The organism is Luteimonas lutimaris (assembly GCF_039537065.1).
Classification (GTDB): domain Bacteria; phylum Pseudomonadota; class Gammaproteobacteria; order Xanthomonadales; family Xanthomonadaceae; genus Luteimonas; species Luteimonas lutimaris.
Genome location: NZ_BAAAZU010000023.1, coordinates 1 through 16739, shown reverse-complemented (window position 1 = coordinate 16739; position 16739 = coordinate 1). Strand labels below are relative to the sequence as shown.

The 16739-nt window shown below is 66.1% G+C and carries 11 protein-coding genes and 1 tRNA gene; all 12 read left to right on the top strand.

From position 1 onward, the window contains the following. Positions 1–326 precede the first annotated feature (326 nt). The 12 genes from ABD679_RS11385 to fusA all read left to right on the top strand — a co-directional run bounded on the left by ABD679_RS11385 (position 327) and on the right by fusA (position 16577). Positions 327–402 (top strand) — tRNA-Trp (locus tag ABD679_RS11385). Between the two features lie 60 nt (positions 403–462). Further along, on the top strand, positions 463–843 hold the full coding sequence (gene secE, locus ABD679_RS11380) for a preprotein translocase subunit SecE (RefSeq protein ID WP_344760103.1): 381 nt from the start codon (positions 463–465) through the stop codon (positions 841–843). 25 nt (positions 844–868) lie between these two features. Then, complete coding sequence (gene nusG, locus ABD679_RS11375; protein ID WP_344760104.1) at positions 869–1465, top strand: transcription termination/antitermination protein NusG; 597 nt, start codon at positions 869–871, stop codon at positions 1463–1465. A 203-nt stretch (positions 1466–1668) separates the two neighbouring features. Beyond that, positions 1669–2097 (top strand): 50S ribosomal protein L11, encoded by a 429-nt coding sequence (rplK, locus tag ABD679_RS11370; RefSeq protein WP_344760102.1) that lies wholly within the window; start codon positions 1669–1671, stop codon positions 2095–2097. A gap of 4 nt (positions 2098–2101) precedes the next feature. After that, positions 2102–2800, top strand: a complete 699-nt coding sequence (rplA, locus tag ABD679_RS11365) for a 50S ribosomal protein L1 (protein WP_344760101.1) — start codon at positions 2102–2104, stop codon at positions 2798–2800. Between the two features lie 548 nt (positions 2801–3348). Beyond that, positions 3349–3873, top strand: coding sequence for a 50S ribosomal protein L10 (rplJ, locus tag ABD679_RS11360; RefSeq protein ID WP_344760100.1), 525 nt, complete (start codon positions 3349–3351; stop codon positions 3871–3873). A gap of 69 nt (positions 3874–3942) precedes the next feature. After that, positions 3943–4317, top strand: coding sequence for a 50S ribosomal protein L7/L12 (gene rplL / locus ABD679_RS11355; RefSeq protein ID WP_344760099.1), 375 nt, complete (start codon positions 3943–3945; stop codon positions 4315–4317). A 245-nt stretch (positions 4318–4562) separates the two neighbouring features. Beyond that, a complete protein-coding gene (gene rpoB / locus ABD679_RS11350) occupies positions 4563–8729 on the top strand; it encodes a DNA-directed RNA polymerase subunit beta (RefSeq protein WP_344760098.1) in 4167 nt (1388 codons plus the stop codon). 154 nt (positions 8730–8883) lie between these two features. Further along, a complete protein-coding gene (gene rpoC, locus ABD679_RS11345; protein WP_344760097.1) occupies positions 8884–13113 on the top strand; it encodes a DNA-directed RNA polymerase subunit beta' in 4230 nt (1409 codons plus the stop codon). A 281-nt stretch (positions 13114–13394) separates the two neighbouring features. Next, a complete protein-coding gene (gene rpsL / locus ABD679_RS11340) occupies positions 13395–13769 on the top strand; it encodes a 30S ribosomal protein S12 (protein WP_344760096.1) in 375 nt (124 codons plus the stop codon). A gap of 79 nt (positions 13770–13848) precedes the next feature. Further along, positions 13849–14316, top strand: coding sequence for a 30S ribosomal protein S7 (gene rpsG / locus ABD679_RS11335; RefSeq protein ID WP_133000733.1), 468 nt, complete (start codon positions 13849–13851; stop codon positions 14314–14316). Between the two features lie 173 nt (positions 14317–14489). Then, a complete protein-coding gene (fusA, locus tag ABD679_RS11330; protein WP_344760095.1) occupies positions 14490–16577 on the top strand; it encodes an elongation factor G in 2088 nt (695 codons plus the stop codon). Positions 16578–16739: the final 162 nt, after the last annotated feature.

Sequence of the window (16739 nt, the reverse complement as noted above, 5' to 3'; positions counted from 1 at the left end):
ATCCGCGAAGGTGGCCGTACGGTCGGCGCCGGCGTGGTGGCCAAGATCATCAAGTGACGCACTGGCGCGTCTGCGCCTGGCGCAGCCGCCTTTGCCAGCGCGTCGTCCCCGCGAACGCGGGGATCCAGCTCCCCGGCACCACAGTCGTCAGCAGCAGTACCAAACAATCGTCATCCCGGGGCATTCCCCGGGGATCCATGGACGTCGAAGCATCACCTCCCCGCGCAAGCGGGGAACCATGGCGGGCCGCGGATTGTCTCTGATCCGCGTTCCGCCTTCGCCATTTTCAAAGATGGTGCGTTGGAAGCAGTCGCGGACACCTTTACGCGTCAGTAGCTCAACTGGCAGAGCAGCGGTCTCCAAAACCGCAGGTTGTAGGTTCGAGTCCTACCTGGCGCGCCACTTGCCGAAGAACGCATTGCCTGCCCTGCGCAGCCCATCCAAGGACAACCCGGGAAATTCGTGAACAGTCGAGTCGAACAAACCAGGACCGCCTCATCGACCGATGTCGTGATGTACGTGGTCGCCGTGTTGCTGGTGGCAGCCGGCGTGTTCGCCTTCTACTGGTTCGAGAACCAGTGGTCGACCTCGCTGCGCGTCGGCGCGGTGGTCGGCGGGCTGGTCGCGGCGCTGGTGTTGTTCATGTTCAGCGCCAAGGGCCGCGATACCCGCGAGTTCCTGGCCGAATCGCGCTTCGAGCTGCGCAAGGTGGTCTGGCCGACGCGGCAGGAAGCGACCCGCCTGACCTGGGTGGTCGCCGGCGTCGTGCTGCTGATCAGCCTGATCATGGCCGGGTTCGATGCGGTCGTCCAATGGGCTGTGAAGCTCCTGCTCGGGCACTGAGAAAGGAGTTGCCAGGTTGATGGAAATGCAAGAGAACACTCCCGACAACGGCGGGCAGGAAGACAACAAGCGCTGGTACGTGGTGCACGCGTACTCGGGCTTCGAGAAGTCCGTGGCCCAGGCGCTGCGCGACCGCATCGTGCGCACCGGCATGGAAGAGCGTTTCGGCGACGTGCTGGTGCCGACCGAGGAAGTGGTGGAGATGCGCTCCGGCCAGAAGCGCCGTTCCGAGCGCAAGTTCTTCCCCGGTTACGTGCTGGTGCAGATCGCCACCCACGACGAGGGCGGCATTCCGCGCATCGACAGCGAGAGCTGGCACCTGATCAAGGAAACGCCGAAGGTGATGGGCTTCATCGGCGGCACCGCCGACAAGCCGCTGCCGATCCGCGACGACGAGGCCGCCGCGATCCTCGACCGGGTCCAGGAAGGCGTCGAGAAGCCGCGCCCGAAGGTGCTGTTCGAGGCCGGCCAGATGGTGCGCGTCATCGACGGTCCGTTCAACGACTTCAACGGCGTGGTCGAGGAAGTCAACTACGAGAAGAGCCGCGTGCGCGTGGCGGTGCTGATCTTCGGGCGTTCGACCCCGGTCGAGCTGGAGTTCGGCCAGGTCGAGAAGGCCTGAATCCAGGCCGTCCGCCCGGATGGGTGGATGGCGGGGAAGCTGCTATACTGAGCGGCTTCCTGCCCGGCCGAGCCGGGCATCCGCACGGGCCGCCGCATGGGCGGCCTTTCGCGCAGGCATGAACAACGCGAAGCCGGGACGCGTGATTTTCCCGGACCGATGGGGAGCCTGAACAGGCGCTTGCACCCGGAGAGAGAGTCGAAATGGCAAAGAAAGTCATTGGTTACATCAAGTTGCAGGTCAAGGCCGGGCAGGCCAATCCCAGCCCGCCGGTTGGTCCTGCCCTGGGCCAGCGCGGCCTGAACATCATGGAGTTCTGCAAGGCGTTCAACGCCGCCACGCAGAAGCTCGAGCCCGGCCTGCCGATCCCGACCGTGATCACCGCGTATTCGGACCGCACCTTCACCTTCATCACCAAGACGCCGCCCGCGACGATCCTGCTGAAGAAGGCCACGGGCGTGCAGTCCGGCTCCAAGCGTCCCAACACCGAAAAGGTGGGCAAGGTCACCCGCAAGCAGCTCGAGGAAATCGCCAAGGCGAAGGAACCCGACCTGACCGCGGCCGACCTCGATGCAGCAGTGCGCACCATCGCGGGCTCCGCCCGTTCGATGGGCCTGACGGTGGAGGGCTGAGACCATGGCACAGACCAAGCGACAGAAAGCAATCAGTGAGGCGGTGCAGCCGGGCAAGGCCTATCCGATCGACGAGGCGCTGAAGATCGTCAAGGACAACAGCAAGGCCAAGTTCGTCGAAGCCGTCGACGTGGCCGTTCGCCTGGGCGTGGACGCCAAGAAGTCGGACCAGCAGGTGCGCGGTTCCACCGTGCTGCCGGCCGGCACCGGCAAGACCGTGCGCGTGGCGGTGTTCGCCCCCGCGGGCGCCAAGGCCGAAGAGGCCCTGGCCGCCGGCGCCGACGCGGTCGGCATGGACGACCTGGCCGAGAAGATGCAGGGCGGCGACCTGAGCTACGACGTGGTGATCGCCACCCCGGACGCGATGCGCGTGGTTGGCAAGCTCGGCACGCTGCTCGGCCCGCGCGGCCTGATGCCCAACCCGAAGGTCGGCACCGTGTCGCCGAACCCGGGCGAGGCGGTCAAGAACGCCAAGGGCGGCCAGGTCCGCTACCGCACCGACAAGGCCGGCATCATCCACTGCACGATCGGCAAGGCCGACTTCGACGCCGACAAGCTGAAGGACAACCTGCAGGCGCTGCTCATGGACCTGGTCAAGGCCAAGCCGGCCACCGCCAAGGGCGCCTACCTGCAGAAGATCTCGGTCAGCTCGACCATGGGCCCCGGCGTCGCCGTCGACCAGTCGTCGCTGTCGCTGAAGTGACGATTGCCAGCCGCGCGTAGCGCGGCGCCAGCAATCGTCATCCCGAGCGCAGCGAGGGATCTGTTTTTGATTCGCCAGTGATCTTGAAAGCCAGAATCACTGGGTCCCCGCTTCCACGGGGACGACATTCAAAGGTGCCGGGCTCGCGCCCGGCATCGAGCAGGAAATTTGAGGGCATCGCCAGGGCGCAAGCCTGACGCGAGGCCGTCAAAGACCGCAGGCGTGGTCCGAGCAGCAACGACGACGGGCAGGGAAGCTTGTCACGGCATGGAGTCGCCGTCGTTGTTTGCAAAGACCGCTTAATCCCGGACCGCGAAAGCGCGAAAGGGCCTGCGTAGATGGTTGCCGACCCTCCGGAAGTTCTGGAAACGGCCACCAACCGGAAGCCGCGAGGCTTCCCGGCATCGCGCCAACGATGCTGCATGGTCCGCCCCGGCAGGTTTGGGGCGGTGATGAAAACGCCGGGTCCCGCGTGCGGGGACACGGGATGGCCATTGCGGCCGCATCCCGGATCCCCAATCCCGATCCCGGCTCCCAGAGGTAATGCAATGGCTCTCAATCTGACCCAGAAGCAGGAAGTCGTTGCCGAACTGGCCGAGGTCGCGGGTTCCGCGCACTCGTTGGTCGCCGCGGAATACGCGGGTCTTACGGTCGCCCAGCTGACCGACATGCGCAAGAAGGCGCGCGCCGAAGGGGTGTTCTTGAAGGTTGCCAAGAACACGCTGGTCTCGCGCGCCGTGGAGAACACCGATTACGCCGTCGTCAAGGACGAGCTGACCGGTCCGCTCCTGTATGCCTTCTCGAAGGAAGACCCCGGTGCCGCCGGACGCCTGATCAAGGAGTTCGCCAAGGCGAACGACAAGCTGAAGCCGCGCCTGGTGGCGATCGGCGGGCAGAAGTACCCGGGCTCCCACGTGGACGTCCTGGCTTCGCTCCCGACCCGCGACGAAGCGCTGTCGATGCTGCTCAGCGTCATGGTCCAGCCTGCCACCATGCTGGTGCGCCTGCTGGCCGAGCCGGCCTCGCAGGTTGCCCGCGTCACCAACGCGGTCGGCCAGCAGAAGGCCGCCTGAGGCGATCAGTTCGGTTTACGAGTTTCCAATCACTAGCTGTTTCCAACTTTAGATAAAGAGGTATTCACGATGTCCCTTTCCAACGAGCAGATCATCGAAGCGATCGCCGGCAAGACCCTCGTCGAGGTGATGGAGCTGGTCAAGGCGATGGAAGAAAAGTTCGGCGTTTCCGCCGCCGCCCCGGTGGCCGTTGCCGCTGGTCCGGCCGCTGCCGGCGCCGCCCCGGCCGAAGAGCAGACCGAGTTCACGGTTGCCCTGAAGTCCGCCGGCGACAAGAAGGTCGAGGTCATCAAGGTGGTCCGCGCGATCACCGGCCTGGGCCTGAAGGAAGCCAAGGACCTGACCGAAGCCGGTGGCACGATCAAGGAAGGCCTGTCCAAGGATGACGCCGCCAAGTTCAAGAAGGACCTGGAAACGGCCGGCGCCACGGTCGAAGTCAAGTAAGCGTTGTCGCGTCGCCGGATTCACATGGCGACCACCAAGGCTGGGGGCGAAAGCCCCCGGCCTTTGGCCGTTGTTGCAAGACCCGAAAACTGACACGAGTCGACAGTCGGAAGTAGCGGGAGAAGGCGTGCTGGTGCCGGCAATACCAGCGACTTCCCACTGGCGATTCCCCCCGGACCAGCACGGCTGGTTCAACCGCGGCCGCGGACGCGCGGCCCACAGATGCCCCAAGGTGGTAGCTCCCCATGACGACCTCCCAGTCGAATTACTCGTTCACCGAGAAAAAGCGCATCCGCAAGGATTTCGGCAAGCGCGGCTCGATCCTCGAAGTGCCGTTCCTGCTCGCGATCCAGGTCGATTCCTACCGTGAATTCCTGCAGGCCGACGCCGACCCGGCCAAGCGCGCCGACAAGGGCCTGCACGCCGCGCTCAAGTCCGTGTTCCCGATCGTGAGCTACAACGGCTACGCGGCGCTGGAATACGTCGGCTACAAGCTCGGCGAGCCGGTGTTCGACGAGCGCGAGTGCCGCCAGCGCGGCATGAGCTACGGCGCGCCGCTGCGCGTGACCGTGCGCCTGGTGATCTACGACCGCGAGTCGTCGAGCAAGACCATCAAGTACGTGAAGGAGCAGGAGGTCTACATGGGCGAGATCCCGCTCATGACCGACAACGGCACCTTCATCGTCAACGGCACCGAGCGCGTCATCGTCTCGCAGCTGCACCGCAGCCCGGGCGTGTTCTTCGACCACGACCGCGGCAAGACCCATTCGTCGGGCAAGCTGCTGTTCTCCGCGCGCGTGATCCCGTACCGCGGCTCCTGGCTGGACTTCGAGTTCGACCCGAAGGACGCGCTGTTCACCCGCATCGACCGCCGCCGCAAGCTGCCGGTCAGCGTGCTGCTGCGCGCGCTGGGCTACAACAACGAAGAGATGTTGAACGAGTTCTTCGAGATCAACACCTTCCACATCGATCCGGAAGAGGGCGTGCAGCTGGCGCTGGTGCCCGAGCGCCTGCGCGGCGAGACCCTGGACTTCGACCTGGCCGATGGCGACCACGTCATCGTCGAGGCCGGCAAGCGCGTCACCGCGCGCCACGTCAAGCAGCTGGCCGACTCCGGCATCGCCGCGCTGGCCGTGCCCGACAGCTATCTGGTCGGTCGCATCCTGTCGCATGACGTGATCGAGGCCGAGACCGGCGAACTGCTGGCCACCGCCAACGACGAGATCACCGAGGAGACGCTGGAAGCGTTCCGCAAGGCCGGCATCGATGCCGTGGGCACGATCTGGGTCAACGACCTGGACCGCGGCGCCTACCTGTCCAACACCCTGCGCATCGACGCGACCAAGACCCAGCTCGAGGCCCTGGTCGAGATCTACCGCATGATGCGTCCGGGCGAGCCGCCGACCAAGGACGCCGCGCAGAACCTGTTCCACAACCTGTTCTTCACCTTCGAACGCTACGACCTGTCGACCGTCGGCCGGATGAAGTTCAACCGTCGCCTGGGCCGCAAGGAAGTCACCGGCGCCTCGATCCTCTACGACGCGCGCTACTTCTCCGAGCGCAAGGACGAGGAATCCGCGCGCCTGCGCGAGGAATACGGCGACACGTCCGACATCCTCGACGTGATCAAGGTCCTGACCGAGATCCGCAACGGCCGCGGCACCGTCGACGACATCGACCACCTCGGCAACCGCCGCGTGCGTTCGGTGGGCGAGATGGCCGAGAACGTGTTCCGCGTCGGCCTGGTGCGCGTGGAGCGCGCCGTGCGCGAGCGCCTGACCATGGCCGAGGCCGATGGCCTGACCCCGCAGGAACTGATCAACGCCAAGCCGGTCGCGGCGGCGGTGAAGGAGTTCTTCGGTTCGTCGCAGCTGTCGCAGTTCATGGACCAGAACAACCCGCTGTCGGAGGTCACCCACAAGCGCCGCGTGTCGGCCCTTGGCCCGGGCGGCCTGACCCGCGAGCGCGCCGGCTTCGAAGTGCGCGACGTGCATCCGACCCACTATGGGCGCGTGTGCACCATCGAGACGCCGGAAGGCCCGAACATCGGCCTGATCAACTCGCTGGCCGTATTCGCGCGCACCAACAGCTACGGCTTCCTCGAAACCCCGTACCGCAAGGTCGTGGGCGGCAAGGTCACCGACGACGTCGAGTACCTGTCGGCGATCGAGGAGAACGAGTACGTCATCGCCCAGGCCAATGCGCCGCAGGACGACAAGGGCAACATGACCGCCCAGTTCGTCGACTGCCGCTACCAGGGCGAGTCGCTGCTCAAGCCGCCGAGCGAAGTGGATTTCATGGACGTCTCGCCGATGCAGACCGTGTCGGTCGCGGCGGCGCTGGTGCCGTTCCTGGAGCACGACGACGCCAACCGCGCGCTGATGGGCGCCAACATGCAGCGCCAGGCCGTGCCGACGCTGCGTGCGCAGAAGCCGCTGGTCGGCACCGGCATCGAGCGCGCCGTGGCGCGCGATTCGGGTGTGACGGTGAACGCCCGCCGCGGCGGCGTGATCGAGCAGATCGACGCAGGCCGCGTCGTGGTCAAGGTCAACGACAGTGAAATCTCCGGCGAGCACGATGCCGGCGTCGACATCTACAACCTGATCAAGTACACGCGCTCCAACCAGAACACCTGCATCAACCAGCGTCCGCTGGTGAACGTGGGCGACGTGGTCGCGCGCGGCGACGTGCTGGCCGACGGCCCCTCGACCGACATCGGCGAGCTGGCCCTGGGCCAGAACATGCTGGTCGCCTTCATGCCGTGGAACGGCTACAACTTCGAGGACTCGATCCTGCTGTCCGAGCGGGTGGTCCAGGAGGATCGCTACACGACGATCCACATCGAGGAACTGACCGTCCAGGCCCGCGACACCAAGCTCGGGCCGGAGGAAATCTCCGCCGATATCCCCAACGTCTCCGAGCAGGCGCTCAACCGCCTCGACGAGTCGGGCGTGGTGTATATCGGTGCAGAAGTCCGCGCCGGCGACATCCTGGTCGGCAAGGTCACGCCCAAGGGCGAAAGCCAGCTGACCCCGGAAGAGAAGCTGCTGCGCGCGATCTTCGGCGAGAAGGCCTCCGACGTGAAGGACAGCTCGCTGCGCGTGCCCCCGGGCATGGACGGCGTGGTCATCGACGTGCAGGTGTTTACCCGCGACGGCATCGAGAAGGACAAGCGCGCGCGCCAGATCGAGGAATCCGAGATCAAGCACGTCAAGAAGGACTTCGACGACCAGTTCCGCATCCTCGAGACCGCGATCTACGCGCGCCTGCGTTCGCAGCTGCTGGGCAAGGTGGCCAACGGCGGTGCCGGCCTGAAGAAGGGCGAGACCGTCAGCAGCCTGGTCCTCGACGGCCTGCCGAAGAAGGAATGGTTCAACCTGCGAATGAAGGACGAGGACGCCGCCGACGCGATCGAGCGCGCCCAGAAGCAGATCGAGGTGCACCAGAAGGAGTTCGAGCGCCGCTTCCAGGACAAGCGCGGCAAGATCACCCAGGGCGACGACCTGGCCCCGGGCGTGCTGAAGATGGTCAAGGTGTACCTGGCGGTGAAGCGCCGCATCCAGCCGGGCGACAAGATGGCCGGCCGCCACGGCAACAAGGGTGTGGTGTCGACCATCGTGCCGGTGCAGGACATGCCGCACATGGCCAACGGCGAAACCGTGGACGTCGTGCTCAACCCGCTGGGCGTGCCGAGCCGAATGAACATCGGCCAGATCCTCGAGGTGCACCTGGGCTGGGCCGCCAAGGGCCTGGGCCGCAGGATCGACGAGATGCTGCAGGCGCAGGCCAAGGTGGCCGAACTGCGCAAGTTCCTCGACGACATCTACAACCACGACAACAAGCTGCATGGCCAGCGCGTCGACCTCAAGCAGTTCTCCGACGAGGAGCTGCTGGCGATGGCGCGCAACCTGACCGACGGCGTGCCGATGGCCACCCCGGTGTTCGACGGCGCGACCGAGGCCGAGATCAAGCGCATGCTCGAGCTCGCCGAGTTGCCGAGCAGCGGCCAGGCGCAGCTGTACGACGGCCGTACCGGCGAGCCGTTCGACCGCAAGGTGACCGTGGGCTACATGCACATGCTCAAGCTCAACCACCTGGTCGACGACAAGATGCACGCGCGCTCGACCGGCCCGTACTCGCTCGTCACCCAGCAGCCGCTGGGCGGCAAGGCGCAGTTCGGCGGCCAGCGCTTCGGCGAGATGGAAGTCTGGGCGCTGGAAGCCTACGGCGCGGCCTACACCCTGCAGGAAATGCTGACGGTGAAGTCCGACGACGTGCAGGGCCGCAACCAGATGTACAAGAACATCGTCGACGGCGAGCACGAGATGGTCGCCGGCATGCCGGAGTCGTTCAACGTGCTGGTCAAGGAAATCCGCTCGCTGGCAATCAACATGGAGCTGGAGGAGCACTGAGGAAAGCCGGGACCCGGGGCCATGGGACCCGGGACCCGCGAGAGCAGGAGCCGCGTGCTTTTGACTTTCCGGGTTCCGGGTCCCGAGTCCCGGGTCCAGAAGACTCCCCGAAGCTGATCCTCGACACGAAATTCCTCCGACCCGGAGATACAAAATGAAAGACCTGCTCAACCTGTTCAACCAGCAGCGCCCGGCGCTCGACTTCGATGCGATCAAGATCGCGCTGGCCTCGCCTGACCTGATCCGCTCGTGGTCGTTCGGCGAGGTGAAGAAGCCCGAGACGATCAACTACCGCACCTTCAAGCCCGAGCGCGACGGCCTGTTCTGCGCCGCCATCTTCGGGCCGATCAAGGACTACGAGTGCCTGTGCGGCAAGTACAAGCGCATGAAGCACCGCGGGGTGGTCTGCGAAAAGTGCGGCACCGAGGTGACGCTGGCCAAGGTACGCCGCGAGCGCATGGGCCACATCGACCTGGCCTCGCCGGTCGCGCACATCTGGTTCCTCAAGTCGCTGCCCAGCCGCATCGGCCTGATGCTGGACATGACCCTGCGCGACATCGAGCGCATCCTGTACTTCGAGGCGTTCGTCGTCACCGAGCCGGGCCTGACCCCGCTCGAGCGCGGCCAGCTGCTCAACGAAGAGCAGTTCATGCAGATGCGCCAGGAGCACGGCGACGACTTCGACGCCGCGATGGGTGCCGAGGCGGTGTTCGACCTGCTGCGCACGATCGACCTGCAGGCCGAGATGGTGCAGCTCAAGGAAGACATCGCCGCCACCGGCTCGGAAACCAAGCTCAAGCGCCTGACCAAGCGGGTCAAGCTGGTCGAAGCCTTCCTCGAGTCGGGCAACCGCCCCGAGTGGATGGTCATGACTGTGCTGCCGGTCCTTCCGCCGGACCTGCGTCCGCTGGTGCCGCTGGACGGTGGCCGCTTCGCGACCTCCGACCTCAACGACCTGTACCGCCGCGTCATCAACCGCAACAACCGCCTGCGTCGCCTGCTCGAACTCAACGCGCCCGACATCATCGTGCGCAACGAGAAGCGCATGCTGCAGGAATCGGTCGACGCGCTGATGGACAACGGCCGCCGCGGCCGCGCCATCACCGGCACGAACAAGAGGCCTTTGAAGTCGCTGGCCGACATGATCAAGGGCAAGCAGGGCCGCTTCCGCCAGAACCTGCTCGGCAAGCGCGTCGACTACTCGGGCCGTTCGGTCATCGTGGTCGGCCCGACCCTGCGCCTGCACGAGTGCGGCCTGCCGAAGAAGATGGCGCTGGAGCTGTTCAAGCCCTTCATCTTCGCCAAGCTGCAGCGCCGAGGCCTGGCCACGACGATCAAGGCCGCCAAGAAGCTGGTCGAGCGCGAAGAAGCTGAAGTCTGGGACATCCTGGAAGAGGTGATCCGCGAGCATCCGGTGCTGCTCAACCGCGCCCCGACCCTGCATCGTCTGGGCATCCAGGCGTTCGAGCCGGTGCTGATCGAGGGCAAGGCCATCCAGCTGCACCCGCTGGTCTGCACCGCGTTCAACGCCGACTTCGACGGTGACCAGATGGCCGTGCACGTCCCGCTGAGCCTCGAGGCCCAGCTGGAAGCGCGCGCGCTGATGATGGCGTCGAACAACATCCTGTCGCCGGCCAACGGCGAGCCGATCATCGTGCCGTCGCAGGACGTCGTGCTCGGCCTGTACTACATGACCCGCGCGCTGGAGAACACCCCGGGCGAAGGCATGGTGTTCGCCAACGTCGCCGAAGTGAAGCGCGCCTACGACAACAAGGTCGCCGGCCTGCACGCCAAGGCCAAGGTCCGCATCACCGAGACCGAGACCGACGAGGACGGCAACAAGCAGAAGAAGACCTCGATCGTGGAGACCACGGTCGGGCGCGCGCTGCTGGCCGAGATCCTGCCCGAGGGCCTGCCGTTCGCGCTGGCCAACGTCGAGCTGACCAAGAAGAACATCAGCCGCCTGATCAACAGCTGCTACCGCATGCTGGGCCTGAAGGACACGGTCGTGTTCGCCGACAAGCTGATGTACACCGGCTTCGCGTACGCCACGCGCGCCGGCGTGTCGATCGGCATCGACGACATGATCATCCCCGACAAGAAGAAGGGCATCCTCGACGAGGCGGAAGCCGAGGTCGTGGAGATCCAGCAGCAGTACCAGTCGGGCCTGGTCACCGCCGGCGAGCGCTACAACAAGGTGGTCGACATCTGGTCGCGCACCAACGAGCGCGTCGCCCAGGAAATGATGAAGACCATCGGCACCGAGATGGTGACCAACGCCAAGGGCGAGCAGGTCGAGCAGAAGTCGATGAACTCGGTCTACATCATGGCCGATTCCGGCGCCCGCGGTTCGCAGGCGCAGATCCGCCAGCTGGCGGGCATGCGCGGCCTGATGGCGCGTCCGGACGGCTCGATCATCGAGACCCCGATCACCGCGAACTTCCGCGAGGGCCTCAACGTCCTGCAGTACTTCATCTCGACCCACGGTGCACGAAAGGGCCTGGCCGATACCGCGCTGAAGACCGCGAACTCCGGTTACCTGACCCGTCGCCTGGTCGACGTGGCGCAGGACGTGGTCATCACCGAGGACGATTGCGGCACGCTCGCCGGCCTGACGATGACCCCGATCGTCGAAGGCGGCGACGTGGTCGAACCGCTGCGCGACCGCGTGCTCGGCCGCGTCGTGGCCGAGGACGTGTTCGTGCCCGGCGAGGACGAGGATCCGATCGTCACCCGCAACACGCTGCTCGACGAAGCCTGGGTGCGCAAGCTCGAGGACGCGGGCGTGCAGTCGATCAAGGTGCGCTCGACGATCACCTGCGAATCCTCGTTCGGCGTCTGCGCGCATTGCTACGGCCGCGACCTGGGCCGTGGCCACATCGTCAACCACGGCGAGGCCGTGGGCGTGGTGGCCGCGCAGTCGATCGGCGAGCCGGGTACCCAGCTGACCATGCGTACGTTCCATATCGGTGGCGCGGCTTCGCGTGCGGCGGCGATCGACAGCGTGACGGTCAAGACCACCGGTTCGATCAAGTTCAACAACCTCAAGACCGTCGCCCACGCCAGCGGCCACCTGGTCGCGGTGTCGCGTTCGGGCGAGCTGTCGGTGCTCGACGCCCACGGCCGCGAGCGCGAGCGCTACAAGCTGCCGTACGGCGCCACCATCGATGTCAAGGACGGCGCCGCGGTCAAGGCCGGGCAGTCGGTCGCGCACTGGGATCCGCATAACCACCCGATCGTGTCGGAAGTGGCGGGCTTCATCCGCTTCGTCGACTTCATCGACGGCGTCACCGTCATCGAGAAGACCGACGAGCTGACCGGCCTTGCCTCGCGCGAGATCACCGATCCCAAGCGCCGCGGCTCGGCCGGCAAGGACCTGCGCCCGATGGTGCGCATCGTCGACAAGAAGGGCGAGGACCTGAACATCCCGGGCACCGACCTGCCGGCGCAGTACCTGCTGCCGCCGCGCTCGATCGTGAACCTGCAGGATGGCGCGCCGGTCGGCGTGGGCGACGTGGTCACCAAGGTGCCGCAGGAAGCCTCCAAGACCCGCGATATCACCGGCGGCCTGCCGCGCGTGGCCGACCTGTTCGAGGCCCGCAAGCCCAAGGACCAGGCGATCCTGGCCGAGAAGTCGGGTGTCGTCAGCTTCGGCAAGGACACCAAGGGCAAGCAGCGCCTGATCATCCGCGGTCCCGACGGCGACGAGCACGAGGAGCTGATCCCCAAGTACCGCCAGATCATCGTGTTCGAAGGCGAGCACGTGGAGAAGGGCGAGACCGTGGTGGACGGCGAGCCGAGCCCGCAGGACATCCTGCGCCTGCTGGGCGTGGAGCCGCTGGCCGTGTACCTGACCAAGGAAATCCAGGACGTCTACCGCCTGCAGGGCGTGAAGATCAACGACAAGCACATCGAGGTGATCGTCCGCCAGATGCTGCGCAAGGTCGAGATCACCGACGGCGGCGACAGCCGCTTCCTGCACGGCGAGCAGGCCGAGCGCCAGCGCGTGATCGAGGAGAACGCGAAGCTGGAGGCCAAGAACGAGCTACCGGCGAAGTTCGAGCCGGTGCTGCTGGGCATCACCAAGGCCTCGCTGGCGACCGAGTCGTTCATCTCCGCGGCCTCCTTCCAGGAGACCACCCGCGTGCTGACCGAGGCTGCCGTCCGCGGCACCCGCGACAACCTGCGCGGCCTGAAGGAGAACGTGATCGTCGGCCGCCTGATTCCCGCCGGCACCGGCCTGGCGTACCATACGCAGCGCCGCAAGAACGCGTCGGGCCTGACGGACTCCGAGATGGAGGCCCTGTCCGGTGCCCTCGCCGGTGGCGAGGCGGGCGGGGAGGTCGGCGAAGTGATGGCCGACGAAGCGTCCGGCAACGGTTGATGTAGCAACACGGCGGCCCTGAAGAACGGGCCGCCGGATCCCACGGGATCCACCAGATCACGAAATGAGGCGTCATGGAAGCGCCTCGTGTTCGGCCCAGGAGGGCGGGATCACAACCAGTGGCCAGGCTGCCGCCCATGGGGCGGGGCTGGCGCTGGCTCGGCTTGCGTTGACGCCTGGCGTCCGCGCCAGCTATACTTTTCCGTCTGGCAGGCCGGGGTCAACCCCGCCTGCCTTCGTTTTCACGAATGGGCCCCGGCCCGACCCAAGAACCGAGACCGATGGCAACGATCAACCAGCTGGTGCGCAAGGCGCGCAACCCCGAGACCTACAAGAGCAATTCGCCCGCGCTGGCGAACTGCCCGCAGCGTCGCGGGGTTTGCACCCGCGTCTACACCACCACCCCGAAGAAGCCGAACTCGGCCCTGCGCAAGGTCGCCAAGGTGCGCCTGACCAACGGCTACGAGGTCATCTCCTACATCGGTGGCGAAGGCCACAACCTGCAGGAGCACTCGGTGGTGCTGATCCGCGGCGGTCGCGTCAAGGACCTGCCGGGCGTCCGCTACCACACCGTGCGTGGTTCGCTCGACGCCGCCGGCGTCGCCAAGCGCAAGCAGGCCCGCTCCAAGTACGGCGCCAAGCGCCCGAAGGGTTAAGCGATTCGCAGGGCGGGTCCCGGACCCGCCGCCAGAGAAGACACGGCCGGCCCAGGCCCGCCATACCGAGAATTGAGCTATGTCGCGTAAAGGAAACACCCCGCAGCGTTCGGTGCTGCCCGACCCGAAGCACGGCAGCGAGACCATCGCCCGCTTCATCAACATGGTCATGTACAGCGGCAAGAAGTCGGTCGCCGAAAAGATCGTCTACGGCGCCATGGACGTGATCGGCGAGAAGAACCCGAACCCGCTCGAAGTCGTCGAGAAGGCACTGGGCAACATCTCCCCGTCGGTCGAGGTCAAGTCGCGCCGCGTCGGCGGTGCCACCTACCAGGTGCCGGTCGAAGTACGCGCCTCGCGCCGGATGGCGCTGGCCATGCGCTGGCTGATCGATTCCGCCCGCAAGCGCGGCGAGAACAGCATGCCGCGCAAGCTCGCCGCCGAGCTGATCGACGCCTCGGAGAACCGTGGCGGCGCGATCAAGAAGCGCGAGGAAACCCACCGCATGGCGGAAGCGAACAAGGCGTTCGCGCACTACCGCTGGTGACCTGATCCCTGCGGCGCCGGCAACGGCGCCCGCCTGGTGCCCGCCGCGCCTGCGCCGGCACCGACCCGCGACCCGGCAGCGCCGCGTCGCATGACGAACCCGGAAGCCGCCGCAAGGCGGCGTCCGGCCATTTCCGGCCCTGCTTCACCGGGCAAGCACAGACGAGAATCGCCGTGGCTCGCACCACTCCCATCGAGCGTTACCGCAACTTCGGCATCATGGCCCACATCGATGCCGGCAAGACCACCACGTCCGAACGCATCCTGTTCTACACCGGCGTCAGCCACAAGATCGGCGAAGTCCACGACGGCGCCGCGACGATGGACTGGATGGAGCAGGAGCAGGAGCGCGGCATCACCATCACGTCCGCCGCGACCACCGCGTTCTGGACCGGCATGGACAAGTCCATGCCGCAGCACCGCCTGAACATCATCGACACCCCCGGGCACGTCGACTTCACGATCGAAGTCGAGCGTTCGCTGCGCGTGCTCGACGGCGCGGTGTTCGTGCTGTGCGCGGTCGGCGGCGTGCAGCCGCAATCGGAAACCGTGTGGCGGCAGGCCAACAAGTACCAGGTGCCGCGGATGGCGTTCGTCAACAAGATGGACCGCACCGGCGCCAACTTCGACAAGGTCGTCGACCAGCTGAGGACCCGCCTGGGCGCCTATGCGGTGCCGATGCAGGTGCCGGTCGGCGCCGAGGACTCGTTCGATGGCGTCATCGACCTGGTGAAGATGAAGCGCATCCACTGGGATGCCGCCTCGCAGGGCACCGTGTTCGAGTACGGCGAGATCCCCGCCGAGCTGGCCGACAAGGCCGCCGAGGCGCGCTCGTTCATGGTCGAGGCCGCGGCAGAGGCCAACGAGGCGCTGATGGACAAGTACCTCGAGGGCGGCGAGCTCAGCGAGGAAGAGATCCTTGCAGGCCTGCGCGAGCGCACCCTGAAGACCGAGATCGTGCCGGTGTTCTGCGGCACCGCGTTCAAGAACAAGGGCGTGCAGGCCATGCTCGACGGCGTGATCCACCTGCTGCCGTCGCCGTCCGACCGTCCGCCGGTGCAGGGCATCGACGAGAACGAGAAGGAAGACAGCCGCAAGGCCTCCGACAGCGAGCCGTTCTCGGCGCTGGCGTTCAAGATCATGACCGACCCGTTCGTCGGTTCGCTGACGTTCTTCCGCGTCTACTCGGGCGTGCTCAACTCCGGCGACCAGGTCTACAACCCGGTCAAGTCGAAGAAGGAGCGCGTGGGCCGCATCCTGCAGATGCACTCCAACGACCGCAACGAGATCAAGGAAGTGCGCGCCGGCGACATCGCCGCGGCCGTGGGCCTGAAGGACGTGACCACCGGCGACACGCTGTGCGCACAGGACCACGTCATCACGCTCGAGCGCATGACGTTCCCGGAGCCGGTCATCTCGATGGCGGTGGAGCCCAAGACCAAGTCCGACCAGGAGAAGATGGGCATCGCGCTCGGTCGCCTGGCGCAGGAGGATCCGTCGTTCCGCGTGCGGACCGACGAGGAATCCGGCCAGACCATCATCGCCGGCATGGGCGAGTTGCACCTGGACATCCTCGTCGACCGCATGAAGCGCGAGTTCAACGTCGAGGCCAACGTCGGCAAGCCGCAGGTCGCCTACCGCGAGACCATCCGCAAGACGGTCAAGTCCGAAGGCAAGTTCGTGCGCCAGTCGGGCGGCAAGGGCCAGTTCGGCCACGTGTGGCTTGAAATCTCGCCGCAGGAACCGGGCGTGGGCTACGAGTTCGAGAACGCGATCGTCGGCGGCGTGGTGCCGAAGGAATACATCCCGGCCGTCGACAAGGGCATCCAGGAAGCGATGGCCAACGGCATCCTCGCCGGCTATCCGATCGTGGACATCAAGGTGAAGCTGTACGACGGTTCGTACCATGAGGTCGACTCGTCGGAAATGGCGTTCAAGATCGCCGGTTCGATGGGCTTCAAGGACGGTTTCGGCAAGGCCAGCCCGGTCCTGCTCGAGCCGATCATGAAGGTCGAGATCGTCACCCCGGAGGAATACCTGGGCGACGTGATGGGCGACGTCAGCCGTCGCCGCGGCATCCTGCAGGGCCAGGACGACAGCCCGTCGGGCAAGATCATCAACGCGATGATCCCGCTGGGCGAGATGTTCGGCTACGCCACCAGCCTGCGTTCGATGTCGCAGGGCCGCGCCACGTTCACGATGGAATTCGACCACTACGCGGAAGCACCGGCGAACATCGCCGAGACGGTCACCAAGAAATAGTGATCCGCGATCCGGGACCCACCACCGCAAGGTCACGGGTCCCGCTTTCGGCGAATCACCAGTCAACAATCACGAATCACGGAGTTCAATCCAATGGCCAAGGGTAAGTTCGAGCGCACCAAGCCCCACGTGAACGTGGGCACGATCGGTCACGTGGACCAC